The 26492-nt window shown below is 71.3% G+C and carries 24 protein-coding genes; 13 read left to right on the top strand and 11 right to left on the bottom strand.

The features are described 5' to 3' along the window. Positions 1-19: 19 nt before the first annotated feature. On the bottom strand, positions 20-1144 hold the full coding sequence (locus tag OHB13_RS02965) for a PP2C family protein-serine/threonine phosphatase (RefSeq protein WP_328375377.1): 1125 nt from the start codon (positions 1142-1144) through the stop codon (positions 20-22). 104 nt (positions 1145-1248) lie between these two features. Next, positions 1249-1803 carry a YceI family protein gene (locus OHB13_RS02970; protein ID WP_266859598.1) on the bottom strand — a complete coding sequence of 185 codons (555 nt, stop codon included), beginning with the start codon at positions 1801-1803 and terminating at the stop codon, positions 1249-1251. Between the two features lie 255 nt (positions 1804-2058). Here OHB13_RS02970 and OHB13_RS02975 point away from each other — a divergent pair, with 255 nt between their 5' ends. The 3 genes from OHB13_RS02975 to OHB13_RS02985 all read left to right on the top strand — a co-directional run bounded on the left by OHB13_RS02975 (position 2059) and on the right by OHB13_RS02985 (position 4824). Beyond that, complete coding sequence (locus OHB13_RS02975) at positions 2059-2280, top strand: hypothetical protein (protein ID WP_266859596.1); 222 nt, start codon at positions 2059-2061, stop codon at positions 2278-2280. A gap of 283 nt (positions 2281-2563) precedes the next feature. Next, positions 2564-3931 carry a mannosyltransferase family protein gene (locus OHB13_RS02980; RefSeq protein WP_401604041.1) on the top strand — a complete coding sequence of 456 codons (1368 nt, stop codon included), beginning with the start codon at positions 2564-2566 and terminating at the stop codon, positions 3929-3931. 185 nt (positions 3932-4116) lie between these two features. Further along, entirely contained in the window at positions 4117-4824 is a 708-nt protein-coding gene (locus tag OHB13_RS02985) for a DUF2470 domain-containing protein (protein ID WP_328375382.1), read from the top strand. 83 nt (positions 4825-4907) lie between these two features. Here the strand turns inward: OHB13_RS02985 and OHB13_RS02990 are convergent, their stop codons facing one another. Next, positions 4908-5546, bottom strand: a complete 639-nt coding sequence (locus OHB13_RS02990) for a DUF998 domain-containing protein (protein ID WP_266859590.1) — start codon at positions 5544-5546, stop codon at positions 4908-4910. A 206-nt stretch (positions 5547-5752) separates the two neighbouring features. Here OHB13_RS02990 and OHB13_RS02995 point away from each other — a divergent pair, with 206 nt between their 5' ends. Further along, positions 5753-6184 carry a VOC family protein gene (locus tag OHB13_RS02995; RefSeq protein ID WP_328375384.1) on the top strand — a complete coding sequence of 144 codons (432 nt, stop codon included), beginning with the start codon at positions 5753-5755 and terminating at the stop codon, positions 6182-6184. An 84-nt stretch (positions 6185-6268) separates the two neighbouring features. On the opposite strand, the gene OHB13_RS03000 is transcribed toward OHB13_RS02995, so the two are convergent. The 5 genes from OHB13_RS03000 to OHB13_RS03020 all read right to left on the bottom strand — a co-directional run bounded on the left by OHB13_RS03000 (position 6269) and on the right by OHB13_RS03020 (position 14167). Beyond that, positions 6269-7705, bottom strand: coding sequence for a nitrate/nitrite transporter (locus OHB13_RS03000; protein ID WP_443062920.1), 1437 nt, complete (start codon positions 7703-7705; stop codon positions 6269-6271). 96 nt (positions 7706-7801) lie between these two features. Further along, complete coding sequence (gene nirD / locus OHB13_RS03005; protein ID WP_328375387.1) at positions 7802-8194, bottom strand: nitrite reductase small subunit NirD; 393 nt, start codon at positions 8192-8194, stop codon at positions 7802-7804. Further along, positions 8191-10797, bottom strand: a complete 2607-nt coding sequence (nirB, locus tag OHB13_RS03010) for a nitrite reductase large subunit NirB (protein WP_328375389.1) — start codon at positions 10795-10797, stop codon at positions 8191-8193. Before nirB ends, nirD begins: the two co-directional genes overlap by 4 nt. Further along, positions 10794-12056: an NAD(P)/FAD-dependent oxidoreductase gene (locus OHB13_RS03015; RefSeq protein ID WP_328375391.1), complete on the bottom strand. Its 1263-nt coding sequence runs from the start codon at positions 12054-12056 to the stop codon at positions 10794-10796. Before OHB13_RS03015 ends, nirB begins: the two co-directional genes overlap by 4 nt. Then, a complete protein-coding gene (locus OHB13_RS03020) occupies positions 12053-14167 on the bottom strand; it encodes a molybdopterin oxidoreductase family protein (protein WP_328375393.1) in 2115 nt (704 codons plus the stop codon). The genes OHB13_RS03015 and OHB13_RS03020 overlap by 4 nt, the downstream gene beginning before the upstream one ends. Positions 14168-14357: 190 nt before the next feature. Here OHB13_RS03020 and OHB13_RS03025 point away from each other — a divergent pair, with 190 nt between their 5' ends. Further along, on the top strand, positions 14358-15497 hold the full coding sequence (locus OHB13_RS03025; protein ID WP_328375395.1) for a uroporphyrinogen-III synthase: 1140 nt from the start codon (positions 14358-14360) through the stop codon (positions 15495-15497). Continuing rightward, entirely contained in the window at positions 15494-16264 is a 771-nt protein-coding gene (locus OHB13_RS03030) for a sirohydrochlorin chelatase (RefSeq protein ID WP_328375397.1), read from the top strand. Before OHB13_RS03025 ends, OHB13_RS03030 begins: the two co-directional genes overlap by 4 nt. Here the strand turns inward: OHB13_RS03030 and OHB13_RS03035 are convergent. Next, complete coding sequence (locus tag OHB13_RS03035; protein WP_328375399.1) at positions 16222-16674, bottom strand: PPOX class F420-dependent oxidoreductase; 453 nt, start codon at positions 16672-16674, stop codon at positions 16222-16224. The genes OHB13_RS03030 and OHB13_RS03035 overlap by 43 nt on opposite strands. A 242-nt stretch (positions 16675-16916) precedes the next feature. Here OHB13_RS03035 and OHB13_RS03040 point away from each other — a divergent pair, with 242 nt between their 5' ends. The 3 genes from OHB13_RS03040 to OHB13_RS03050 all read left to right on the top strand — a co-directional run bounded on the left by OHB13_RS03040 (position 16917) and on the right by OHB13_RS03050 (position 20996). After that, the gene (locus tag OHB13_RS03040; RefSeq protein WP_328375401.1) at positions 16917-17597 is read left to right on the top strand and encodes a pyridoxamine 5'-phosphate oxidase family protein; all 681 of its coding nucleotides are present in this window, start codon (positions 16917-16919) and stop codon (positions 17595-17597) included. A gap of 223 nt (positions 17598-17820) precedes the next feature. Next, positions 17821-19515 carry an MFS transporter gene (locus tag OHB13_RS03045; RefSeq protein WP_328375403.1) on the top strand — a complete coding sequence of 565 codons (1695 nt, stop codon included), beginning with the start codon at positions 17821-17823 and terminating at the stop codon, positions 19513-19515. Next, on the top strand, positions 19512-20996 hold the full coding sequence (locus OHB13_RS03050) for an amidase (protein WP_328375405.1): 1485 nt from the start codon (positions 19512-19514) through the stop codon (positions 20994-20996). Before OHB13_RS03045 ends, OHB13_RS03050 begins: the two co-directional genes overlap by 4 nt. 49 nt (positions 20997-21045) lie before the next feature. On the opposite strand, the gene OHB13_RS03055 is transcribed toward OHB13_RS03050, so the two are convergent. After that, positions 21046-21894, bottom strand: a complete 849-nt coding sequence (locus tag OHB13_RS03055) for a LysR family transcriptional regulator (RefSeq protein ID WP_328375407.1) — start codon at positions 21892-21894, stop codon at positions 21046-21048. A gap of 69 nt (positions 21895-21963) precedes the next feature. Between OHB13_RS03055 and OHB13_RS03060 the strand changes: the two genes are divergently transcribed. After that, a complete protein-coding gene (locus OHB13_RS03060; RefSeq protein ID WP_266859564.1) occupies positions 21964-22281 on the top strand; it encodes a hypothetical protein in 318 nt (105 codons plus the stop codon). Then, on the top strand, positions 22278-23033 hold the full coding sequence (locus tag OHB13_RS03065; protein ID WP_328375410.1) for an SDR family NAD(P)-dependent oxidoreductase: 756 nt from the start codon (positions 22278-22280) through the stop codon (positions 23031-23033). Before OHB13_RS03060 ends, OHB13_RS03065 begins: the two co-directional genes overlap by 4 nt. Positions 23034-23138: 105 nt before the next feature. Here OHB13_RS03065 and OHB13_RS03070 read toward each other — a convergent pair whose 3' ends face one another. Beyond that, entirely contained in the window at positions 23139-24086 is a 948-nt protein-coding gene (locus OHB13_RS03070; protein WP_328375411.1) for a LysR family transcriptional regulator, read from the bottom strand. Positions 24087-24412: 326 nt separating this feature from the next. On the opposite strand from OHB13_RS03070, the gene OHB13_RS03075 reads away from it, so the two are divergent. Then, a complete protein-coding gene (locus OHB13_RS03075) occupies positions 24413-25402 on the top strand; it encodes a phospholipase D-like domain-containing protein (protein WP_328375412.1) in 990 nt (329 codons plus the stop codon). A 245-nt stretch (positions 25403-25647) separates the two neighbouring features. After that, positions 25648-26454: a VOC family protein gene (locus OHB13_RS03080; RefSeq protein WP_328375414.1), complete on the top strand. Its 807-nt coding sequence runs from the start codon at positions 25648-25650 to the stop codon at positions 26452-26454. Positions 26455-26492 lie beyond the last annotated feature (38 nt).

Genomic DNA, 26492 nt, shown 5'->3' on the forward strand with positions numbered 1-26492 from the left:
AGCGACGGGGGCGGCCCGCTCATTCGCCGGCCGGCAGCCGTTCGATGGCGACCATCGCCGCGTCGTCGCCCAGGCTGCCGCCGGCATGACGCAGCAGGTCGGTGCAGAGCCGTTCGAGCAGCGCGTCCGGGCCGTCGGCTCCCCAGGACTCGATCCGGTCGGGCAGCGGGTAGAACCGGCCTGCGGTGTCCCGGGCCTCGATGACGCCGTCCGTGTACAGGAGGAGGACATCACCGACCCCGAAGTCGAACGTCTCCGCGGTGAAGGCGCTGGGGAGCAGCTGGCCGAGCCCGAGAGGCAGGGCCGGCTCCCGTACGTCGAGCGAGTGCACCCGGCCCGCGCGCACCACCAGCGGCGGCGGGTGTCCGCAGCTGACCAGCTCCAGTTCCGGTTCGGCGTCGGGGATGTCGAGCACGGCCGCGGTGACAAAGGCCTCCCCGATGTCCTCGTCGGCCCGTTGCGCCCCGGCCGTGTCGCCCCGGTCGGCCGCGACACCGGCCTCCAGCTGGGCAACGGCCTCGGGGAGCTCCGGATCGTAGTGGGTCAACGCCCGGAAGGCGCCGAGGACACCGGCCGCCTCACCCATGGCTTCGAGTCCGTTGCCGCGTACGTCACCGATGATCACGCGGGTTCCGCCCGCCGTACGCGTGACCGCGTACAGATCGCCGCCGAGCTGCGCCTCCGCCTCCGCCGCCAGATAGACCGAGGAGATCCGCAGCGGCCCGCTGCGTTCCGGCAGCGGACGCATCACCACGCGCTGCACCGCGCGTGCCACCCAGCGCAGATGGGTCATCTCACGTTCGTGCCGCACTCGCAGATGGGCGAGGAAGGTGACGAAGACGGAGATCATGAAGAGTGCGGCGAGCTGGTAGGTGTGATTGAGATCGGTGACGCTGCCCCGGGCGCCGGCCACGAACGCGTCGGCCACGAGGGCCACCACACTGACGACCGCGGTGCCGAGGGGGCCGGCGAACGACGCTGTCACGGCGGGCGCCGCCACCAGGAAGGGTCCGAGATGCACAGCCGGCGGGGTGAAGACGTCCACCACCGTGACAGCGGCGATCAGAGCGAACGGCACCACCATGAGTGCCTTCGGATGGCGTCGCGGCCCCTGGAGCGAGTGCAGAAAGCGCAACGAACTCATACTCCTGCCTATCTCACCCGGTTCGCACCCGCGCTTCGGACGGCCAGGGCTTCGGACCGGCCCGGCTTCGGACGCCGTGTGCTCCGGGCCGCACAGAGTGCTGCTCAGCTCTGTTTGATGGCCGAGATGTCGAACTCCAGCACCACCTTGTCGCCGACGAGGACGCCACCGCCTTCGAGAGCCGCGTTCCACGTCATGCCGTACTCCTTGCGGCTCACGGCCACCTCACCCTCGAAGCCCACCCGCTGGTTGCCGAAGGGGTCCTGGGCGGTGCCGGTGAGTTCGAAGTCGATGCTGATCGGCTTGCTGGTGTCCTTGATCGTCAGATCGCCGGTCAGCCGGAAGTGGGTGCCGTCCACCTGCTTGATCCCGGTCGAGGTGAAGGTGATCCGCGGGTAGTTCGGGACATCGAGAAAGTCGTTGGTCCGCAGGTGCCCGTCGCGCTGCTCGTTACCGGTGTCGATGGTCTCGGTATTGATGGTGACCGCGACGCTCGACTTGGCCGGGTCCGAGCCGTCCAGCTTGAGCGTGCCCTCGAACTCGGCGAACGAGCCGCGGACCTTGGTGATCATCGCGTGCCTGGCCACGAACCCGATGCGGGTGTGGGCCGGGTCGAGCACATACGTACCGGTCAGGTCGGCGAGGGCGGGCATCGTCATGGCGTACTCCAGGGGTCGCGGGGGAAGGGCACCTCACGCTAGGCAGACCGGCCGGTACCGGAGCCGGGCCGCGCCACCGTGCCGCCCGCCGGTCACCCCGATGGGCCAAGGGCTCAGAGCCCGCGATGCCCCTCTCCGGGGCCCCCGGGGAGGGCGCGCCGCCCCGCTGTCCGCGCACGGCTGCGGCTCCGGATCAGCCGGGGTGCGCCGGCCTCCCGGCGTGCCGGAACAGGCGGCCGGACGCACCCTGAGGTCATGGACAGCACACCGATAGTGGTGCACCCGCCCTCCCCCAGCGGCGGACGGCGGGTGACGATCCAAGGAGAGATCGCAGGCCTGGCCCATCACGACGCGGACGTCGTCGAGTTCCTGCGGCGGGCCGGGCTGCTGGACGCGGACACCCTGCTGGACGACGAGGCGTGGGTGAAGTGGCGGGGCGGGCGAGCCCACCAGTACGCATCGGCCCGACCTGCCTGATTCCCGGAGCGCCGGAGCGCCGCCGGACGGGGCCGTCAAGGGGGCGCCGCGGCCACTGGGTTGGGGCTCCCTGCGGCTTTCCATCGAGATGCCCGAGTGCGGTCCGCCGGCCTGATGCGCAGTCATGGCTCCTGGTTCCGTGACGATCATCACGCTCATTTCCCGGTGTCCCGTGTCAGCCGGATGCCCGGTCCCAGGCGTATTCCCAGGAGAGCCGAACACGCAGGAACCGCGGGTGCCACCGGTCATCCCGGCACGCCCCGCAGACCAGGAGAGAGTCACCATGCCGTTCTTGCCGTCCGGGCTGCGTGAGAACACACCCGTATCCGCACGCAAGTCCCGCGCGCCGGGCCAGCGGACGCACTCGTCAGCAGGGTGCGAAGCCAAGCCGGACGGAGACCGGTCGCACGGAGACCGGCCGACCGGAAACCGTTCGCGCGGGGCCCGGTGGTACGGAGACAGCCGGTACCGATCCGAGTCCGGTCCCCGCCACCGGCCGGGGGCCTTGCGATCGCTTCTTCTGCGGGTGAGCCCTGCCGACCGTGAGGTGCTGTGGCTGTATCTGGTGACCCGCCTGGGTATCTGGACCACGGCCTACTGCGCCCGCTGGCTGTTTCCCGCCGACCACAACTCCCGTGCCGCCGGTCCCCTTCTGGCACCCTTCCAGCAGTGGGACTGGTACTTCTACCTGCACATAGCCAAGGACGGCTACTTCCCCGGGCAGGGCGAATTCCTGCGCAGCACCCTGGACCACAGGGAGGCCTTTCTGCCCGGCTTCCCGCTCGTACTGCGGGCGGTGCACACCGTCGTGACGAACTGGACAGCGGCCGGCCTGCTGATCTCCTTCGCCGCCGGGGCCGTTGCCGTTCTGGCGCTCTCCCGGATCACCCGGCTGCACCTGCCCGACCACGGGGCCGGCCGGCGCACCGTGGCCTTCCTGCTGCTCTCGCCGTGCGCGATCTTCCTGGCCGCCGGCTACACCGAGGCGCTCTTCCTCGCCCTCGCACTGCCCGCCTGGCTCGCCGCCCAGCGGCGCAACTGGCCGCTCGCCGCCACGCTGACCGCCCTGGCCACCGCGGTCCGGGTCAACGGCCTGTTCCTCGCGGCCGCCATCGCGCTGCACTTCCTGCTCACCGCCCGCACCGGCCGCCAGTGGCGCCAACTCCCCTGGCTCGCCCTGCCCGCCGTACCCGTGGCGCTCTACAGCGGCTTCCTGCACGCCCACACCGGCGACTGGATGGCCTGGAAACACGCCGAGGAACACGGCTGGAACCGCACGTTCCACGCTCCCTGGGAGGCCTGGTCCAACACCTGGCACGCCGCCTTCGCCCATGCGCAGACCACCGGTTACGCCGTCATGTTCCAGGCCGAACTCCTGGCCATGGTCGCCGGACTCGCCCTCGTCGCCTTCCTGGTACGGCAGCGCCGCTGGGCCGAGGCGCTGTACATGGGCCTCACCCTGTGGGCCCTGGGCACCTCGTACTGGTACATGTCCATCCCCCGCTCCACTCTCCTGTGGTGGCCGCTGTGGATCGCCCTGGCGGGATGGAGCCTGCGCAGGCCGGGGTTCAAGACCCTCTGCCTCGCTGTCGCCACCCCTGTCACGACTGCCGTCGCACTGACCTTCCTCTCGGGCAGGTGGGCGGGGTGAGGGAGTTGGGGTGAGTCGGGCGACACCAGTGGGCGACACCTTGCGGGCACGGCCGGTCCGGGCCGCGGCCGCGCTCCGGACCGGCACGCCGCCCTGCTGTCCGGACTCCGGGGCTATAGGTTAGGTTAGGCATACCTAAGTAGCCGTAATGAGACCTACCCGCCCGCTCCTCCTGGAGAAATTGGATGCGCCCTTTCAACGCCCGCGTCACGCAGCCGACGCCCGCCGAACGCGTGCTGTCGATCCTGACCGCAGCCCACTCGATGACGGTGGTGAGCGACGGTCACGACCCCATCGAGGTGCACCGTCTCGACGGCGCCGGCGCGATGGGCCACGTCCACCTGCACGCGCCGCCCGAGGCCCGCCCGGCCCACCCGGGCACACGCGTCCCGGTCCGGCTGGAACTCACCGACATCGCGCCCACGCCCGTACGGGACCGGATGCGGGCCCGCGTCACGGTCACCGGCCTGCTGCTGGCCGAGTACAGCGTGGAGACCACGGCGAGCACCTGCATGGAGTTCGGCCAGGCGGTCCTCGACGACCACAACGGCCGGGCCTTCGTCACGTATGCCGCGCTGCAGAGGACGGACCCCGATCCGATCGCCACCGGCGAGGGGGCGATGCTGACCCACCTCATGGACGGCCACAGCGAACTCGTGCCCCTCCTCCTGCGTCTCACACAGCCACAGCCGGACAAGGGCATGGTGCGCGTCCTGCCGCTGGCGATGGACCGTTACGGCCTGACCCTGCGTCTGGAATACCCCGGAACCCACCGTGATGTGCGGCTGCCCTTCGCGAAGCCGCTGAGCCGGACCGACCAGGCCGGCTCTCAGATCCGTTCCCTGGTGGCCGCCGCCCGGCGCGTGTCCCACCTCAACCGGCTGCTCGCCTGACCGGCCACGGGCCGCGCCCGACAAGTCCCGCACGGGAGACCGCCTCGACCGGATGGGGCCCAAGCACGGCCGTACGGCCCGCGCTACGCCTGTTCGCTGCTGACCTGATGCGGCCAGCAGGAGATGACGACCAGGAAGGGCCACAGCGCCTGCGTGAAGGTCAGGACGCGTTCGGCGACGCCCGGCAGCCCGTGAAGCTGGAGCCCGACGAGGAACCAGACCGCGCAGGCGCCCATCATGGCAGTGACCGCGATCGACACGTCGTGCCGCAGCCCCCATGACGCACCCCCGTCCCGGACTGCGGCAGGCCGCAGTCCCCACGGCGCGTCCGCACCACGGTCGACCGCCAGTACCGGCCAGACGGCCAGCAGCCCGAACCCCACCGTGACCACAGCCCCGTGACCGAACGAACCTCCACTCGGGGGCGCCGGTACCAGCGTCAGCACCATCGCGGAGATCCCGCCCCCGGCGAGCGCGGCCCGGCCGAGGAGCGTGGCGGAGCGCAGCCCGATCGCGGTGACGACGTAACAGGCCCCGAGGGCCAGCAGCATCCCGGTCATCACCCCGTATCCGGGCATACCGTAAGCGGCGAGGACACTGATCGTGCGGGTCTTGGGGTTGTAGCCGGGCCCCTGCAGCAGCTCCGCGAGATTCCAGCCCCCGATGAGCAACACAGGTGCGAACCCGGACGAGAGCAAGGCCCACCAGGGTACAAGTCGCATCGGATCACCATAAGATGCCATGCTCTGCGCTCGCTGGATCCCACGCGGGAAGCACGACCGCGCACCCGGGCGGCCGCCCGGGTGCGTGCGTGCCGTTGCACCGAACGGATGGGCGGCTGGTGGGCGGGTGGCGCGGCTGCCGTTCTTCCCGGGGAAGGCCGCTGATCCTGGCGTCTGTCAGGACGTCGGGCGGAAGGGACGAGCTGTTGCAGGTCGAATTCGTTACGAGCATCGCGCCGATCGTGCGGGACCGCGAGGCTGCGCGGGCGTTCTATCAGGACGCTCTGCACTTGACGTTCGAAGGCGGTGAAGGCGACTACGTCTTCACCCACAGGCTGGGCGGCGTCAAGCACTTCGGGCTGTGGCCGCTCGCCGAGGCCGCTCGCGCCTGCTTCGGAACCGAGGAGTGGCCGACAGATGTTCCCATCCCTCAAGCCAGTGTGGAGTTCGAGGTCCTGGACGTCGCCGGGGCAGCCGACGAGCTGAAGCAGCGCGGCCACCGGCTGATCCACGAAGCCCGGACGGAACCGTGGACGCAGGTGACCGCGCGGCTGCTCAGCCCGGAAGGACTCCTCATCGCGGTCTGCTACACACCCCAGTTCCATGCGGACGCGGAGCGGGAGGCCGACGGGGGCTGATCCCGCCCCCGCCCGTGGCCCGGACGTGCCTTCGCGCGCCAGGTACACCACCGCCCCGGGGGTGCCGGCGTTCACCCACCGCCCTCAGACCCCCGGCATCGGTCCCACCCGGGGCCGCAGATAGACCACCCACGTCACGGCGCAGCACACCGCATACGTCGCCAGAAAAGCCCAGTACGCCGCGTCGCCGTCCCCGACGCCCAGGAACGACTGCCGGAAGGCGATGTTCACCAGGACACCGCCGAACGCCCCGAGCGCGCCGGCCAGTCCGATCAGCGCCGACGCCCGGCGCCGCGAGTCCCGCTCCGCGGTCTCCTTATCGGCTCCGGCCGCGACCGCGATCCGTGCCCCGGCCTGGAAGATCGCCGGAATCATCTTGTACGTCGAGCCGTTGCCGATCCCGCTCAGCACGAACAGTGCCACGAAGCCGGTCAGGAACATCGGCAGCGACTTCTGCTGCGAGGCGACCAGCACCACGCCCGTGCCCGCCGCCATCGCGGCGAAGGTCCACAGCGTCACCCGGGCACCGCCCCAGCGGTCCGCCATCCTCCCGCCCAACGGCCGTACCAGCGAGCCCAGCAGAGGGCCGAGAAAGGTCAGGTACGCGGCTTTCACGGGGGTGTCGAACTGCTGGTGGAACTGCACCTGCAGGACCTGTCCGAAGGCGAAGCCGAAGCCGATGAACGAACCGAAGGTGCCGATGTAGAGCAGCGACATGACCCAGCTGTGCGGCTCCCCGGCCACCTCCCGCAGCGCCCGCCTGTCGCTCCTCAGCGACGTCAGGTTGTCCATCCTCAGCGCCGCGCCCAGCGCGGCCAGCACGATCAGCGGCAGGTAGACCAGCGGTACCAGCCGCGGGTGCGCCGCGCCCGCTGTGGCCAGCACCAGCAGGCCGACCAGTTGCACGACCGGGACGCCGAGGTTGCCGCCGCCCGCGTTGACCCCCAGCGCCCAGCCCTTGAGGCGCTGTGGGTAGAACGCGTTGATGTTCGCCATGGAGGAAGCGAAGTTGCCGCCGCCGACACCGGCGGCACACGCCACGGCGAGCAGCGTTCCGTACGAGACACCGGGCCGCAGCACTAGCCCCGCCAGCACCGTCGGAACCAGCAGCAGCAGCGCGCTGACCATGGTCCAGTTGCGGCCGCCGAACCTCGCCACCGCGAAGGTGTAGGGCAGACGCAGGACCGCGCCGAGCGCCGTGGGCAGTGCGGTGAGTGTGAACTTGCCCGCCGCGTCGACGTGGTACTCCGGTCCGAGGAACAGCACCAGTACCGACCACAGGCTCCACACCGAGAATCCGATGTGCTCGGACAGGACCGAGAAGACCAGATTCCGGCGGGCGACTCCCGCCCCGGTCTCCGCCCAGAACACCTCGTCCTCCGGACGCCAGTCCGTGATGGACCGGGACCGGGCCGCGTCCACCGCCCCTTCTGTATCTCCGGGGGTGTCCCCGGCCGGGGTTTCTGTTCCGGCTGTTCCGGCTGTTCCGGCTGTTCCGGCTGTTCCGACGGCAGTGCGCATCAGCTGTCACCTGCTGGTTCGTGAGTTGGGGGTACGTGTCGACCCGACGCTAGGAGCGGCGGGTTTCGCCGGTCGTCCCCCCGCCGCTCAGCCGTGCTACGGCTCGCGCACGGCCGCTCCGACCAGCTGTGAGGGCGCCGCCGCTCCGGTCCGAACCGGCCAGACCCGCAGTTCTGCCGGGGTGCCGTCGGGGGCGGTGTCCTCGTCCAGGCAGCGGCCGTCCCGCAGGTCGAAGACCTGCTTGTACATCGGCGACGCCACCGTCGGGGCCGTACCCCGGCTGCCGAGGATGCCGCGTGAGATGACGTACGCGCCGCTGAACGGGTCGCGGTTGTCGACCGCGTACAGCGCGCCCGCCCGGTCGCGGAAGACCGCCACCTGCGCACCGCGTTCGCCGAGCACGGCCACACCGCGCCCGGGAATCAGGTCCCGGTAGTCGCAGACAGGCGTCCACTGAGTGCCGTCGAAGATCTCCACCAGTGTGCTCATGCGGTACGCACCTCCAGTCGGGCTCCGGCCACCAGGGCCGGTGCGGGGCTCTGCTCGTTCTCGCCGGGGCGGGCCGGCCGGATCTGGCCGCGCTCCGGCATGAAGGCCACGGCAGGGTCGGGCGTGCCGGGGGCGTTGACGAAGGATGCGAAGCGGCGCAGCCGTTCGGGGTCGTCCAGCACGGCGGCCCATTCGTCGCGGTAGCCGCCGACATGACGCTCCATCAGCAGATCGAGCTCGGCGCAGATGCCCAGCGAGTCGTCCATGACGACCGCCCGCACATGCTCCAGGCCGCCCTCGACGCGGTCCAGCCAGACGGACGTCCGCTCCAGCCGGTCGGCGGTGCGGATGTAGAACATCAGGAATCGGTCGATGCTCCGGATCAGCGTCTCCCGGTCCAGGTCGGTAGCCAGCAGGTCCGCGTGACGTGGCGTCATACCGCCGTTCCCGCCGACGTAGAGGTTCCAGCCGGAGGAGGTCGCGATGATGCCGAAGTCCTTGCCCTGCGCCTCCGCGCACTCGCGTGCGCAGCCGGATACCGCGGATTTGAGCTTGTGCGGCGAGCGCAGGCCCCGGTAGCGCAGCTCCAGCTCGATCGCGAGGCCGACCGAGTCCTGCACTCCGTACCGGCACCAGGTCTCGCCGACGCAGGACTTCACCGTACGCAGCGACTTGCCGTACGCGTGGCCGGACTCGAAGCCCGCGTCCACCAACCGCCTCCAGATCAGTGGCAGTTGATCGACCGCGGCGCCGAGGAGATCGATCCGCTGGCCGCCGGTGATCTTCGTGTAGAGCCCGAAGTCCCGGGCGATCTCGCCGATGGTGATCAGACCGTACGGGGTGATCTCGCCGCCCGGGATCCGTGGCACCACCGAGTAGGACCCGTTGCGCTGGAGGTTGGCCAGGAAGTGGTCGTTCGTGTCCTGCAGCGCGGCCTGCTCGCCGTCGAGGATGTGGCCGTTGTCCGAGCCGGCCAGGATCGAGGCGACGGCCGGTTTGCAGATGTCGCAGCCCTCCCCGCTGCCGTGTCCGTCGATCAGGGCCGAGAAGGAGGTGATCCCGGTGGCCCGGACGATCTCGTAGAGCTCGGCGCGGGTGTGCGCGAAGTGCTCGCACAGGTTCGTGTCGACGCTGACGCCGCTCGCTGCCAGCTCCTCGGTCACGATGGTGCCCAGCAGTTTGACGCAGCTGCCGCACCCGGTGCCCGCGCTGGTGCACTTCTTGACCGCGGGGACGGTGGTGCAGCCCTGCTCACGGACGGCGGCGCGGATCTCGCCCTGGCTGATGTTGTGGCAGGAGCAGACCACGGCATCGTCCGGCAGCGCGACCGGCCCGGCCGGGCCGGCACCGGCCGGAAGTACCAGCTGTTCGGGGGCGGTCTGCAACGGCTTGCCGCCGATCGCCAGCGGGCGCAGCAGGCCGTACGACTCGGTGTCGCCGACCAGCACACCGCCGAGCAGTTGCCCTTCGCGGCCGATGACCAGCTTCTTGTAGACCCCGGATCGGCTGTCGCTGTAGAGGACGTCGAGCGCACCGTCGGTCGCGCCGTGGGCGTCACCGAAGCTGGCGACGTCGACGCCGAGCAGTTTGAGCTTGGTCGAGGTGTCCGCGCCGGTGAAGGCGGACTCGTCGCGGTGTTCGCCGGCGAGTGAGCGGGCGGCCGTGCCGGCCATCGCATAGCCGGGGGCCACCAGGCCGTAGACCTTGCCGTCGGCGGCCAGCGCGCACTCGCCGATGGCGTAGACGTGCGGGTCCTGGGTACGGCAGCGCTCGTCGACGACGATGCCGCCGCGCTCACCGACCGGCAGACCGCTCTCGCGGGCCAGCTGGTCGCGCGGTCGTACACCGGCCGAGAAGACGACCAGACCGGCCGGGAGTTCGCGGCCGTCGGAGAGTTCCGTCCCGCACACCCGTCCGTCATCGCCGGTGACGATGGCCCGGGTGCCGGCCCCGGTGTGGACGTGGACTCCCAGTTCCTCGATCTTGCGGCGCAGCAGCTGCCCGCCTCCCTCGTCGACCTGGAGGGCCATCAGCCGGGGCGCGAACTCGACGACGTGCGTCTCCAGGCCGAGGGCCCTGAGGGCGCCGGCCGCTTCGAGGCCGAGCAGGCCGCCGCCGACAACGACGCCGGTGCCCGACCGGCCGGCGTCGGCGCGGATCGCCTCCAGGTCCTCGATGGTCCGGTAGACGTGACAGCCGGCCGCGTCGTGGCCGGGGACCGGCGGCACGAACGGGTACGAGCCGGTGGCCAGCACCAGCGCGTCATAGTGCAGCACCTCGCCGGATGCGGTGGTGACGGTCTGCGCGGCCCGGTCGATCGCGGCGGCCGGGTCGGCGAGGCGCAGGTCGATGCCGTGTTCGGTCAGGAAGCCCGGCGCGGCGAGCGACAGTTCCTCGACGCTGGTGCCGGAGAACCACGAGGTCAGATGGACCCGGTCGTAGGCGGGGCGCGGTTCCTCGGCGAGTACGGTGATCCGCCAGGCGGCGGCCCCGGGCTGCCCGGTCAGCGCCTCCAGGAAGCGCTGGCCGACCATGCCGTGACCGACCAGGACGAGATCCTTCAGCCGGCGGGGCAGCCGGCCGGATGTCTGGTGATGCGTCATCGGGAGGCTCCGTAAGGGGTGAGCAGGTGCAGGGGTCGGTCGGAAAGGAGGTCGTCGCGCTCGCAGGCAAGGGCGAGGTCGCCCACGGTGGCCAGGTCGCCGAGCAGGATCGCGCCCACCAGACGCCCGTCGCGCAGCATGAGCTTCTTGTAGGTGCCGCGCGTCGCGTCCGTCAGCCGCAGCACGTCCAGTCCGGGATCGGCTGCCTGATCGGCATCGTCGAGGTGGGCATCGCCGAAGGCCGCGTACTCCAGCGGTCCGGCGCTGAGCCGGGCCAGCGGGCGCGCGCCCCGGTAGAGCGCGTCGGGGTCCGCGCCGGAGAGCCGTGCGGCAAGTACGTCGGCCTGCTCCCAGGCCGGTCCGGACAGCCCGTGCACCGTGCCGCGGTGCTGGGTGCAGTCGCCGATGGCATACACGTGGGGCTCGGATGTGGCCAGCGTGTCGTCGACGACGACGCCGGCGCCGACGTCCAGTCCGGCGGCGTGGGCGAGCGCGGTGCGCGGCCGGACACCGCAGGCGAGTACGGTCAGGTCGGTGCTGAGGCGGTAGCCGTTGGCCAGCTCGACGGCGGCGCCGTCGGTGGCGCTCCCCTCCACGACCGCACGGGCGCGGTTGCCCGGATAGGCCTCGACGCCCAGCCCGCGCAGCCCGGCGCGGAGCGCGGCCGCCGCTTCGGCGTCGAGCTGCCGCTCGATCAGATGCGGACCCTGGTGCACGATCTCGACGGTGAGGCCGATGGCGGCCAGCGCCCGGGCGACGCTGACGCCGAGCACCCCGCCCCCGATGACCACCGCGCGTCGCGCCCTGCCTGCGTCCTCGGCCAGCCGCGCGCAGTCGGCGAGGGTGCGCAGGGCGTGCACGCCGTCGCACAGCCCGGCGCCGTCGGGGCGGCGCAGGCCGCGGACCGGGGGCAGCAGCGGGTTGGCGCCGGTCGCGAGGACGAGTTGGTCCCAGGCCTCCCGGCGGCCGTCGGCCAGCGTCAGCGTGCGTGCGCCGGGGTCCACGGCCACCGCCTCGATACCGAGCCGCAGTTGAGCGTCACCGGTCGGCAGAGCGATCGACTCCGCGTCGTAACGTCCGGTCAGCACATCCGCGAGCAGCACCCGGTTGTAGGGGGCGCGGGCCTCGGCCCCGTAGAGGGTGATCCGGGCGGTGCCGCCGAGGGCGCGGTAGCGCTCGGCGAAGCGCGCTGCGGCCATCCCGGCCCCGACGACCGCAATATGACGTGTCGTCAGGCCATGGTTCAGGCGCTCGTTCATACGGGTTCCCCTTCGCCGGACCGCGCCGCTCCGGCCGGCGCTGCTTCCACCCGCACCGCGCAGACCTTGAACTCGGGCATCTTCGAGGTCGGGTCCAGTGCCGGGTTGGTGAGGGTGTTGGCCCGGCCCGCACCCGGCCAGTGGAAGGGCATGAACACCGTGTCCGTTCGGATCGCATCGGTGATCCGGGCCGGTGCGACCGCCCGGCCCCGCCGGGAGGTGACCGCGAGCAGCTCCCCCTCCGTCACCGCCAGCCGCCGCGCGAGCAGCGGGTGCAGCTCCACGAACGGTCCGGGTGCGGCGGAGTTGAGCGCGCCGACCCGCCGGGTCTGCGCCCCGCTCTGGTACTGCGACAGCACGCGCCCCGTGGTCAGGTACAGCGGGTACTCCGCGTCGGGCTCCTCCGCCGCCGGGCGGTGGGTGACCGGGGCGAAACGGGCGCGGCCGTCCGGCGTGGCGAAGGCGTCCAGGAAGAGCCGCGGCGTGCCGGGGTGGCCCCCGGCCGGGCAGGGCCAGAAGACGCCGTCCCCGGCGCGGATCCGGTCGTAGCTGATGCCCGCGTAGTCGGCCGCTCCGCCGGCCGATGCGCGGCGCAGCTCATCGAAGACCGTCTCCGGGTCGTCGTGGAACCCCCGGTCGACGCCCAGCCGTTCGGCGAGTTCGCGCATCAGCCACAGGTCTCCGCGTACGCCGTCGGGCGCGTCCACCGCCCGCTGCCGGAGGATCACCCGGCCCTCGACATTGGTCATCGTGCCGGTCTCCTCCGCCCACTGGGCACTGGGCAGGACGACATCGGCGAGCTGCGCCGTGTCGGAGAGCACGAGGTCGCTGACCACGAGCAGGTCCAGTGAGCGCAGCCGCTGCGTCACATGGGCCGCGCGCGGGGCGGAGACGACGGGGTTGGACCCCATCAGCAGCAGCCCGTGCACGCCGTCCCCGCCCGGCGCGCCGAGGCTGTCGAGCAGTTCGTAGGCCGAACGGCCCGAGCGCGGCAGGCTGTCCGGGTGCACGCCCCAGACGCGGGCGACGTGTTCACGTGCGGCCGGATCCTCGATGGAGCGGTAGCCGGGGAGCTGGTCGGCCTTCTGGCCGTGCTCCCGCCCGCCCTGCCCGTTGCCCTGGCCGGTCAGACAGCCGTATCCGGAGTACAGCCGGCCCGCCTTGCCCGAAGCAAGGCAGAGGTTGATCCATGCGCCGACGGTGTCGGTGCCCTTGCTCTGCTGTTCCGGGCCGCGTGCGGTCAGCACCATGCCGGTCCTGGCCCGTCCGAAGCGGTGGGCAGCATCCCGGAGTTGTTCGGCCGCTATGCCGGTGAGCCGCTCGACGCGCTCCGGCCAGTGGGCCATCGCCGCGGCACGTGCCTGCCCGAATCCGGTGGTGCGCGCCTCGACGAAATCGGTGTCGACCGTCCCGTCGGCGATCAGCAGGTGCAGCAGGCCGAGCGCGAGTGCCAGATCGCTGCCGGGCAGCGGCTGAAGGTGGAGGTCGGCCAGGGCGGCGGTCCTGGTGCGGCGCGGGTCGACGACGATCAACGTGCCGCCGTTCTCCCGCAGTTCGCGGAAGTAGCGCAGCGCGGGCGGCATCGTCTCCGCGGGGTTGCTGCCGACCAGGATCAGGCACTCGGTGCGCGGGATGTCCTCCAGCGGGAAGGGCAGCCCCCGGTCCAGGCCGAAGGCGATCCTGTTCCCGGCGGCGGCCGACGCCATGCAGAAGCGGCCGTTGTAGTCGATGTTGGCGGTGCCGAGTGCGACCCGGGCGAACTTGCCCAGCTGGTACGCCTTCTCGTTGGTCAGCCCGCCGCCGCCGAAGACTCCGACCGCGTCGGCGCCGTGCTCGGCCCGGATCGCCGCGAAGCCCCGCGCGACCCGGTCCAGCGCCGCGTCCCAGCTCGCCGCCCGCAACTCGCCGCGTTCACGGACCAGCGGCGTGCTCAGCCGGTTCGCCGGGCCGAGCAGCTCTGCGGCGGACCGGCCCTTCCCGCAGAGCGCGCCCCTGTTGACGGGGAAGCCGGGCCGCTCGACGACCAGCGTCCCGGCGCCGTCGGCCGCGGCGAGGCGCATACCGCACTGCAGCGAGCAGTACGGGCAGTGCGTGTCGGTGAGGGTCGTCATGCCATCGACCTTGGCCGCCGGTCGTTACGCGTCCTTGTCGCCCGTGTTGCGCCCGCGGTACGCGTCCCTCACGCCGCAGCCGGGACGGGGTGCGGTCGCGGACATGCGCCGTAACACCGCACGGCGTCATCTCACGCGCGCGTGACAGCTGGGCAATCTCCCGGTAACCGGGTGGCCCGAGTCTGCGTCCATGAGCACTTCCGGCAACCCCACCCCGACCGCGCCGACGGGCCCGCTGACGGGGTACACCGTCGGCGTGACCGCCGCGCGCCGCCGTGACGAGCTCGTCGCGCTGCTGACCCGGCGCGGCGCGCGCGTGGTCGAGGCACCGGCGCTGCGCATCCTCCCGCTGGAGGACGACATCGCGCTGCGCCGGGCGACCGAGCTGTGCCTGACCGCGCCGCTGGACTACGTCGTGGCGACCACCGGCGTCGGCTGGCGCGGCTGGATGAGCGCGGCCGACGGCTGGGGGCGCGGCGCCGCACTGTCCGCCGCGTGCCGGAACGCCGTCGTACTGTCCCGTGGCCCGAAGGCGACCGGCGCGGTCCGCGCCAGCGGGCTCGACGAGGCGTACTCCCCCGGGAGCGAGGTCACCGGCGAACTGCTCACCTGGCTGCTGGCCCAGCCACTGGCAGGCCGCCGGATCGCGGTGCAGGAACACGGCCTGCCGCTCACCGCGTTCGGCGCGGCCCTGCGCGAGCGCGGCGCCGAGGTCGTCCCGGTCCCCGTCTACCGCTGGGCTCCGCCGGAGGATCCGGGCCCGGTCCGGCGGCTGGTCGAGCAGACCGTCCGCCGCGAGGTCCACGCGCTGACCTTCACCAGCGCGCCCGCGATCACTGCCTTCCTGGAGACCGCGGCGGCCGACGGCCTGCATGAGCTGGTACTGGAGGCGATGTCCGGCGACGTACTGCCGGTCTGCGTCGGCCCGGTCTGCGGCCGGCCGCTGCTGGACGCCGGGCTGCCGGTGGTCTGGCCCGAACGCGGCCGCCTCGGCGCGCTGGTCCGCACGCTCACCGAGACGCTGCCCGGGCGCAGCCGCCGGGAACTCCGCGTCGCCGGGCGTACGTTGGTGCTCCAGGGCAGCGCACTGCTGGTCGACGGGGAGAACTACTGGCTCTCGCCGAAAGGCGCGACGCTGCTCCGCGCGCTGGCCGAGAGACCTGGCCGGGTGCTCAGCCGCGCCGAACTGCTGGGCCGCGCCTGGGCCGGCTCCGATGCGGACGAGCACGCGGTGGAGGCCGCGATCGGCCGGCTGCGCGCCTCGCTAGGCCCGCACGGCGACCTGGTCAGGACCGTGCCCAAGCGCGGCTACCGCCTGGCGACGGCATGACCGTCCCTGCCGGTCCCGATGCCGCCCGCCAGGCGCCGCCGACCCTGCTCGCGGTGGCCCACGGCACCCGGGACGCCGAGGGTGTCGCGGTGACCGAGGCGCTCGTCGCCGGGGTGCGCGCGCTCCGTCCCGGACTGCGCGTGGAGCGGTGCTTCCTCGACCTGGTCGCCCCCTCCCTGCCGGAGGCGCTGGCCGGACTGAACGGTGAGGTGGTTCTCGTACCGCTGCTGCTCGGCGCCGGATACCACGTCCGCGCCGACATCCCCGGCGCCCTCGCGGCCGCGCCGCACCTGCGCGTCCGGGTCGCCCGTGTGCTCGGCCCCGACCCGCTGCTGGCCGAGGCCCTCGCCGACCGTCTCGCCGACGCCGGGTGGCGCGCCGGGGACGGGCCGGTCGTACTCGCGGCGGCGGGATCCACGGATCCCGGCGCCAACGCCGGCACCGCGGCCATGGCCTCGCTGCTGCGCGAACACCTCCCGGGCGGGGACGAAGTCGTCCCCGCCCACCTCTGTGCCGCCGGCCCCACCCCCGCCGCGGCCGTCGCCGCACTTCGCTCCGAGGGCCACGCCCGCGTCGCTGTCGCCGAATACCTGCTGAGCCCCGGCTACTTCGCCCGCAGCGCCACCCGTTCCGGCGCCTGCCTCACCTCCGCCCCGCTCGGCACGCACGACGCGCTCGCCCGCCTCGTCATGCGCCGCTACGACAAGGCCCGCGGTGCCGGTCGTCAGCCGCGGGGGCTGCTGACCCGTTCGGGCCGGATCACATAGATCACCCGGACCTGGTCCCGGCCGCCGAACCACGGGTAGGGGCCGCCGAGATACTTCTGCGCGAGCGCCTCGATGTGGTCGACAGCCCCCTCGGTGGTCACCCGCAGCACCCGGCCACGGATCTGGACGTAGGAGGAGGGGTCCGAGGGGTCGGAGACCGCGACGGCCACGCGCGGGTCGCGCGCGATGTTCCGGGTCTTCTGATGCGACTCGACGCTGTTGATCAGGACGTGCTCGCCGTCGGTGTCCACCCATGTCTGGGTGAGCTGGGGCGAACCGTCGGGCATCGTCGTGGCGATGTAGCACGTGCTGGGGCGGCGCAGCAGCGCCACCACGTCCTCGCCGAGGGGTACGGACACGGGGCTGCTCCAGAGGTCGGGTTCGGTGGGGTACTGGGCAACGGTAGCCACGGCAGGAATCCCGGCCCTCCCCCACCCCTTGGAATCATCGAACAGCCGTCGATGACTCAGTGACGGAATTCGTTGAATCAATCCACCAGTGCAACGAAATCAGAAGAGGATCTGGGCATACAGGGCCGAAATCTGTATGCTCCGCCGGAAGCCGGGATCCGGACCGCCGGAAACCGTGCGAGCGCGGGGACCAGGGCCAGTACCGGCTCAGCCCCGTACACCGTCACCGCGGAGAGACAGCCATGAGCCCAGCCCTCCCCAGCCGGCCGCTGCCGGAGTCCGAGCGCACACGCCACCGCCGGCTCCGCGAACAGGGCAGCCTCGAACGCGCCGACCTCGACGCCATCCTGGCCGCAGGCTTCATCTGCCATCTCGGGGTGACCGTCGAGGGGACCATGATGGTCGTCCCCACGGTCTACGGATCGGACGGCGCCACGCTCTACTTCCACGGCTCCGTCGCCAGTCGCAGTCTGGTCGCGTCCCCGGAGGCAGCCGTCTGCGTCACCGTCACGCACGTGGACGGCCTGGTACTCGCCCGCTCGGTCTTCGAGCACGGTGTCAACTACCGCAGTGCCATGGTCTTCGGCACCCCTCGTCTCGTCACCGACCCGGACGAGAAGACCGAGGGCCTGCGCTGCCTCACCGAGCAGGCCACTCCGGGCCAGTGGGACTACGCCCGCCGCCCGAGCCGCAAGGAACTGGCCGCCACCGCCCTGCTCGCCCTCTCCCTCGACGAGGCATCGGTGAAGATTCGCACCGGCCCCCCGGACGACGGCGAGAGCCCCGACGCCGAGCTGGACGTCTGGGCCGGCACCCTCCCCCTCCGCACCACCTGGGGCACCCTCGAACCGGACCCCCTGCTCACCCCCGGCATCACCGCCCCGCCCCACATCGCAGACCGCGCGGGGACCGACGCCACGTAGTCACCGACCCACCGGTCCGCCCCCTCCCCCTCGGCCTCCGCGCCGCCCGGCCGCCTGCGGCACGCGGTCACGTCCGGAGCGACCGGAGCGACCGGAGCGACCGGCGTGCGGATGCCCGGATCACCAATCCTCTGCGCACCCCTGGCCCATACCGACCAGTCAGTACTACCCTCCCGGCCATGCGACGCCCGAAGGCGTACGCACTCATCGGCAGGAGGCCAGGATGACGGTTCCGTCACCGGCGGGGACAGCACGGCCGCAGGGCCGGGCGCTCACTTCAGCGTTGAGGGGGCTGGGCAACCGTCAGCTGGACCACTATCCGGAGAACCGTCGCCGCTACTGGTATCTGGCGATCGTCGTGCTCGCCACGGTCGTTCTGTACTACCAGCTCTACATCCAGTACGCCGTGTCGACGGCCATCATCAGCCACTACCACATGACGTTCCTGTACTTCGTCTACATCTCGGTGGCCGCCAACGCGGTCGGTGCCTTCGCCTCCCTGGTGGCCGGTCTTGCCGACCGCTGGGGACGGGCGAACATCGCGGTGTACGGCCTGCTCCTGGTCGGCCTGCTCACCACGTTCGCCCTGCCGAACGCGCCGGGAAAGGTGAGCTACCTGATCATCTACGCGTGCGTCGCACTCGTCGAAGGCATGATCCTGGTGGCCACCCCCGCGCTGATCCGCGACTTCTCGCCGCAGCTCGGCCGCGCCTCGGCCATGGGGTACTGGACGATGGGCCCGGTTGTCGGGAGTCTCGTGGTCACGGCGGTCACCGGCCGCACCTTCACCGGCTCCACCACCTGGCAGGACGAGATCCGGTATGCGGGGGTCGCCGGACTGGTCGTGTTCGTGGCCGCGCTCATCGGACTGCGGGAACTCGCCCCCGCGCTGCGCGGCCAGATCATGGTGAGCCTGCGTGACCGCGCCCTGGTCGAGGCACGCGCCAAGGGGATCGACGCCGAGTCGGCCCTGCACGGACAGTGGCGCCAGATGCTCCGCCTCGATGTCCTCGGCTCGGCCCTCGCCATCAGCCTCTACCTGTTGCTGTACTTCGCCGCGGTCGGCAACTTCGTAGTCTATTTCGCCACGAACTTCGGATACTCCGCGCAGCGCACGAACTCCCTGCTCAACTGGTATTGGGGGACGAACGCCGTCTTCCTGGTGGCAGCCGGACTCCTCTCCGACCGGCTGCGGGTGCGCAAGCCGTTCATGCTGATCGGTGCGCTCGGTTCGATCGGCTTCACCCTCGCATTCGTGCTGCACACCACCCAGCCGCACACGGGCTATTACACCTTCGCGTTCATCGTGGCGGGCATCGGCGCCACCAGCGGCGTCGCGTACTCACCGTGGATGGCGGGCTTCACCGAGACGGTCGAGCGGCGCAACCCCGCGGCCATCGCGACCGGGCTGGCCGTGTGGGGGTGGCTCATACGGATCACGGTCGCCGCCTCCGCTGCCTGCCTGCCGCTGGTCGTGAGCACCGTGACCCCGCTCATCGAGCACGGCACAGCGGTCAAAGAGGCCTCTGTGCAGGCCGCCCCCGCCCTGGCCATCACGCGCGCCCATCCGCAGCTCTTCGCGCAGCTCTCCTCCTATCCCCCGGGCAAGGCGCCCGCACCGCTGACGGCGCGGGCGGTGCAGGAGGTCGGCGCGGGCGGCTTGCGGACCGTCCGGAAGGCCGCACCACAACTGAAGATCCTGCGCGTCCACGGCCCGGAAGTGCAGAAGGCCACCGCACACAACGCGCAAGAGTGGCAGACCTGGTGGTGGGTCTGCCTGGGAGGCCAGGTGCTGTTCCTGCCGTGCATCTTCGTGATGACCGGCCGCTGGCGCCCACGTGAAGCGCGCCGCGACACCGAGGCCCACGAGCGTCTGGTGGCACAACAGCTCGCCGGGATGAAGGAGATCAACGCATGACGGAAGTGACGGGACAGGCCGGAGCGCCCCAGCAGGCGGGTGGCGGTCTCCACGGACTCAGCGCCCTCGACCAGGGCGCCGCCGTACGCAGGGGCGAGGTCGGCCCCCTGGAACTCGTACAGCACCAACTGGCCCGTATCGAGCAGTTCAACGACCGCTACGGAGCATTCCTCACCATCGATCACCGTGCGGCCGTCGCGCAGGCCGCAGCGGTGCAGGAGCGGCGCGGGGAGGAGGGTCTCTCACCGCTGTTCGGCGTACCGACGGCTGTCAAGGACCTGGTCGACACCGCCGGTGTGCGCACGACGTACGGTTCCCGGGCCTTCGCCGGGTCCGTACCGGAGGTGGACGCCCACACGGTGACCCGGTTGCGCGAGGCCGGCACGATCAGCCTGGGAAAGACCAACACCCCGGAATTCGGCTGTTGTTGCTACACCGACAACGACCTGACCGGGCCGGCCCGCAATCCCTGGGACCCCGCGCTGTCCGCCGGCGGCTCCAGCGGCGGGGCGGCGGTCGCGGTGGCACTCGGCATGGTCGCGGTCGCACACGCCAGTGACGGCGGCGGCTCCATCCGGATCCCGGCGAGCGCCTGCGGGCTGTTCGGCATCAAGCCGTCCCGTGGCCGGGTCAGCTCCGGGCCGGCCGGGGCCGAGGTCAACGGCCTCGCCGTGCAAGGCCCGTTGGCCCGTACCGTACGGGACGCCGCCGCCATGCTGGATGTGCTGGCCGGACCCATGCCGGGCGACCCGCACTGGGCGCCGCCGCTGCCGGAGGGCGAGACGTTCCTGGCCCACGCCGAACGCAGCCCCGGTCGACTGCGTATCGGCCGGTACGCGAAGCCCGCAGCCCCGGGCGTGGACGTCGACCCCACGTGCCTGGCGGCCTGGGAGCACGCCTCCCAGCTCCTGGAGGAGCTGGGACATGACATCGAGGACATCACCACGCCGTTCGGCCCCGAACTCGGCGACTTCTTCACCGCCGCATGGAGCGTGCAGTCACTCGGCTACGCCGTGGAACCCGGGGCCGAGGAGCTGCTGCGCCCGGTGACCCGCGCCTGGCGCGAGTACGGGAGGACGGTCACCGGCGAGCGGTTCGCCGCCGCGATCACCGGTATGCAGCGGGCGAGCCGCCGTGCCGTCGAGGCGACCGCCGGTTACGACGTCATCCTCACCCCGACACTGGCTTCGCTGCCGCAGCCGGTGGAGTACTTCGCCGAGACCGGCGATCCGCTGGCCAACCTGCGGCGCCAGAGCGCCTTCAGCGCGTTCACCAGCCCGTACAACATGACGGGCCAGCCGGTCGTCAACGTACCGTTGTACTGGTCCCGGGGCGGGCTGCCCGTCGGAGTCTCCCTGGTGGGGCGCCCGGCCGGCGAGACCACCCTCATCTCGCTCAGCGCCCAGCTGGAGGAGGCATCTCCCTGGCAGCACCGGTACGCACGCCTCCTCTCCGCGGATCCGGGAGCGGCGGCCGGCTGAAAGCCACCCGACGGCAGGCCGGGCACGGCGGTGAAGGGTGCTCCGCGCCTCACTCAGGTGCGGTTCCGGTACTGCGCACGGCGGCCACGAACGACGCGACCAGCGGGCGGCGGTCCTGCTCGTTCCAGGCGAGCACCAGACGGCTGGGCGGCGCGTCGGTCACCGGGACGCAGATCAGACCGGCCGGGACCGGTTCGACCAGTGAGCGCGGCAGCACCCCGATCATCCGGCCGACCGTGATCATGTGGAGCATCTGGACCACATCGGTGACCTCGGGACCGGTGCCGTCGCCCCCGGGGATCCCCTTCCAGCGCGGCAGCGTCTCACCCTCCAGATCGGCCATGAGCACCGAGGCGCGCCCGGCCAGCCGGTGCCCGGACGGGACGATGACCACGCGGTCCTCGGTACGCAATGTCTCGTGGGCCAGGCCGTCGAGATCGTCGAACGGCACATAGAGCAGGCCGACATCGGCCCGGCCGCCGAGCAGGAAGTCGGCGCGGTCGGCGGGGCCGCTGAACAGGACGTCCACCCGGCGGGCGTCGGGCTGGTGGGCGTACGCGGCCAGGATCCCGGACAGCAGGCCCGCGTCACCGCCGGGCTTGAGTACGAGTCGCAGGTGGAGCTGGGTGTCGCCGGCGCGCCGGGCGTTGCGGACCGCGGCACTGACCGCGTTGAGCGCGTGCCGCCCGTGTTCCTGCAACGCCTCCCCGGCCGGGGTGAGTTCGACTCGGCGGCTGGAGCGGACGAACAGCGGGACACCGAGCCGGGTCTCGATCCGCTGGATCGCCTTCGACAGCGCCGGCTGGGCGATCGAGAGCCGCACGGCGGCCCGGCCGAAATGCAGCTCGTCGGCGACTGCGATGAAGTACTCCAGCTCACGGGTCTGTAGTTCAATCATGCCTCCAGGTTATCGCTGAATATCGAACCGATCTTGGACACGGTCGGTGGTCGCCATCAAAATTGGCACATGATCAACCACACAATGATCGTCTCCTTCGATCAGCCGCTGCCCACCGCTGAACTCGACCAATACCTCACAGACATCGAACGGGCCATGCTCGACTCCGGTCTCGTCCAGTCGATCGCGGCCCGGCGCCACATCCCCGTCCCCGGCGAGGAGGCCATTCCGGCGCTGATCGCGACCGCGATCGTGCAGGTCGCCGTGGCCGACACCGACGCCCTCGCGAAGGCGTTCACCGCGCCCGGCCTGCACGAGGTCATCCGCCACTGGCAGTCACGGCACCCGTACAAGGTCGCCTGGGCGAACCACGAGCCGCTGGTATGAGCGACCTCTCCCGAAAGGCCCGCAAGGCGGGACTGGTCACCGGCGCCGGCAGTGGGATCGGCCGCGCGACGGCGCTGGAGCTGGCCCGGAGCGGCGCCGCGGTCGCCGTGCTCGACATCGACGAGCGCACCGCGGCCGAGACCACCGAAATGATCACAAAGGACGGCGGGGAAGCGCTGGCCGTCACCGTCGACATCGCCGACGAACGCTCCGTGCGGACGGCCGTGGAGCGCACGGTCACGGCCTACGGCGGCCTCGATTTCGCCGTGAACAACGCCGGCCTGGCCTCGCACCACCGGCAGCTCGACCGGATGACCCTGGACGAGTTCGAGCGCGTGGTCCACGTCAATCTGGCCGGGACCTTCCTGTGCATGAAGTACGAGCTGCCCTTGCTCCGTGGAGGCGGCGCGATCGTCAACATCGCCTCCAACGGCGGCCTGTACGCGATCCCGCACGCCCCCGCCTACGTGGCCGCCAAGCACGGCATCGTCGGGCTCACCAAGGCCGCCGCGGTGGACTACGCGCCGGACAACATCCGGGTCAACGCCGTCTGCCCCGGCCCGACTCTCACTGCCGGGTTCGAGAAGGTGGCGGACGGCACGGACATGATCGCGCAGCAGGCGGGGATCACGCCGCTCGGCCGGCTCGCCATGCCGGAGGAGGCCGCCGCGGCGGCGGTCTGGCTCTGCTCGGACGCCGCGTCCTACGTCACCGGGATCGCGATGTCGGTCGACGGCGGCAGACGGGCATGAGGCGCCCGTGAAGGCCATCGCGGCCGGGGAGCACACCGGTCCCGGTGCCCGGCCGCGATCGTACGGCGGCGCCCGGGCCGGTTCGGCGGCCGGTCTCGGTTCAGGTCATGACCTTGCCGACCACTGCGCCCATGTCGGTGTCCAGGAATCGGTGTTGGGCGGGCTCGGCCGTCGGGAGCCGAGGTAGTCGCGGAATTCGGCGAGCGCGGGGTGGGGGTTGTCGTCGCGCCAGATCAGGGACAGCGGGTAGATCAGTGCCGGGCCGCGTACCGGGATGCGCCTCAGGTCGTAGCTGTCCGGCCACAGATACCGCGTACGCTCGCCGACCAGAGTGGCCAGCTCCGCGGAGTCGGCGATCTCGGCCAGCAGTGCCTCGTTGCCGAAGACCGGCCCGATGAAGTCGAGGGTGAGCCCGAAGGCGGCGGCGAGCTCGTCGAAGTACGCGGCCACCTCGGTCCCGGCAGCGATACCGGGCATCCAGATCCGGTGTCCGACAAGCTGCGCCGGCGTGACGGTGCGGGCGTTGGCAAGTGCGTGGCGGGGCCCGACGAGCAGCTGGTGCGGCTCGTCGATCACCCGGGCGGTCCTGATGGCATCCGGCAGATGCAGCTGCGGGGCCACAGCGTGGAAGGTGGCGTCGATCGTGCCGGCTTCGACAGCGGCGACTGCCGCGTCGACGTCGGCGCTCAGCAGTGCCACGACATCCAGCAAGATCTCAGGACGCATACGGTGGAAGTCCTGCAGGAGCACTGCCGACGCGATCCGCCGGCTGACGACATCGATACGCAGAGCGCGCCGGCCCGGACGCACCGACGCGTCGGCGCGTTCTTCCGCCCGCAGGAGTTCGCGGGCGTGAGGCAGGAACGCCTGGCCGTCGATCGTGAGCCGGGCTCCGCGGGCCGTGCGGGTGAACAGACGCGCCTCCAGGTCCTTCTCCAGCGCGGCGATGCGCTTGGAGACGGCCTGCTGGGTGATCGAGAGCGCCGCGGCGGCTTCCTGAAACTGCCCGGCATCCGCAGCGGCGACGAAGGTACGAACGGCGTCGAGGTCCATGCGGCCACCCTATGTGTACAACGGGAGGTTGTGGCTCGGCGCCGCATCAGCTGTCCGATCCGTTCCCGCCGATCGCGTTGCCACCCGTGGCCGAGGGTGGAGTTACGCGGCGGGCGGCTGCGCCCGCAGACCGGGATCCGTCGTACAGGCGTGCGCCAACTGCACACCCTTTTGGGACAGTTGATGCAGGAGTAAAGCCTGTGGCGCTTTGCACAACGCTTCCCCTCTGTTCACTCAACTGAGCTTCAGCAAGCCTCCGCGCTATGCCCTACTGGGATGCGCTACGCGCGTTGCGCGCCCCCACGAGACTACGTACAGGAGCCCCGGTGAACCCCACACACCGCCTCATGCCCACCCTGGCCGCAGGCGCCCTGGCCGCCGTATGTGCCCTTCTCCCTGCTACGGCCCATGCCGCGAGCGCCTACTCCCTGGTGGTCCTGCCGGACCAGAAGGAAGGCGCGATCTACGACTTCGTCAACTCGGCCAAGAAGTCGGTCGACGTGACGATCTACGAGTTGCGCGACACCACTCTCGTCAACGATCTGGTGAAGCAGCAGAAGGCGGGCGTGAAGGTCCGCGTGGTCTTCGACTCCCAGCATTCGTCCATCGACGGCGCCGCCTACAAGGCCCTGTCCGCCGCCGGTGCCGGGGTCACGTACTCGTCATCGGCGTATGTCTACACCCACCAGAAGACGATCACCGTCGACGGCGCCAAGTCGTACATCAGCACCGGCAACTTCGACACGGAGTACTACTCGACCTCGCGCGACTACGGCGTGTTCGACACCGACCAGGCCGATGTCGCGGCGATCGAGAAGGTCTTCGACGCCGACTACGCGAAGACCTCCGTCACCCCGTCCGACGGTACGGACCTGGTCTGGTCGCCCACCGACTCGCAGAGCCATCTGCTGGCCCTGGTCACGGGCGCGAAGAGCAGCCTCGATGTCCAGGAGGAGGAGTTCGGTGACTCCGCGCTGGTGAATGCGGTCGTCGCGGACGCGAAGCGCGGCGTCGCCGTTCGCGTCGTCGCCGAGAACCAGTCGTCGAAGTACAGCAAGGAGCTGCAGGAGGTCACTGCGGCGGGTGGCAAGGTGACCACCTACACGAGTTCCACCGGCTACTACATCCACGCCAAGGCGATCGTCGCCGACTACGGCACGTCCTCCGCGAAGGTGTTTGCCGGTTCGGAGAACTTCTCCGACAACTCGCTCAACCACAACCGCGAACTCGGCCTCATCGTCAGTGACTCCGCAGTGGTCAGCGGCATCGAGAAGGCATTCGACGCCGACTTCCTCAAGAGCTCCGGCACGGCCTGACCCCGTCGGGATCAGGACCACAGCAGCTCTGCCGGGAGTCCGGCCCCGGCCCGCGCGGCCGGGGCCGGACTCCCGGCCGCGTCGGCCGGCCGGGAAGCACTCCCGGCCGGCGCCGCGAAGTCCGCTGTTCACGGGCCGGGGCACGACCGGTCCACGGTCGGGTGATGTTTACGGGATCCCACGTCGCCGGGGTCCCTGCCAGGGCAGTGGTAGGGGTGGGAACACCACCACCACGGAGGATCGTCATGCCCGATGTCACCAGTCCGTACACACCCGGCACCCCCTGCTGGGTCGATCTCATGGTCCCCGACCAGCAGGCTGCGCTCGATTTCTACCGTGACCTGTTCGGCTGGCAGGGAGAGGCCGGAGGGGCCGAGACCGGGGGATACGCGGTCTGCACACTGAACGGCAAGCCGGTCGCCGGGATCATGAAAGCGATGAACCCGGACGGCAGCACACCCGACCCGGCGCCCCCGACCGCCTGGACCACCTACCTCGCCACCACCGACCTGTCTGCCGCCGAGAGAGCGATCACGGCCAACGGAGGCCAGGTGATCATGCCTGGCATGGACGTGCTCACGCTCGGCCAGATGGCCGTCGCGACCGACCCTACGGGCGCTGCCTTCGGTCTTTGGCAGGCCCGGGACTTCCACGGCGCCGGAATCGTCAACGAGCCGGGCGCGGTCATCTGGAACGAGATCAACACCACCGACCCGGCCGCCGCCGCGCCCTTCTACGCCAAGGTGCTGGGCGTCAAAGCGGCCCCCATGGAGGCCGCGCCCGACTACTTCGCGCTGTCCGTGGACGGCCGTACGGTCGGCGGTATGCAGGGCTTCGCGAACAAGGAGGAGCCGCGACCGGCCGGGCCCTCGCACTGGCTGACGTACTTCTCCGTCGACGACACCGACAGCACGGTCGATGCGCTGGTACGGGCCGGCGGCAACGTCCTCAAGCCCCCCTTCGACATGATGGCGGGCCGGATGGCTCTTGTGCAGGACCCGCAGGGCGGCGTCTTCGGGGTCATCAACACGACCGGGCCCGAGGCGGCCTGAGTCCGCCCGCCCCGGCCCCGGCCTGTCGGCCGGCCTCA

Origin of the sequence: Streptomyces sp. NBC_00440 (genome assembly GCF_036014215.1) — a bacterium.
Classification (GTDB): Bacteria; Actinomycetota; Actinomycetes; order Streptomycetales; family Streptomycetaceae; genus Streptomyces.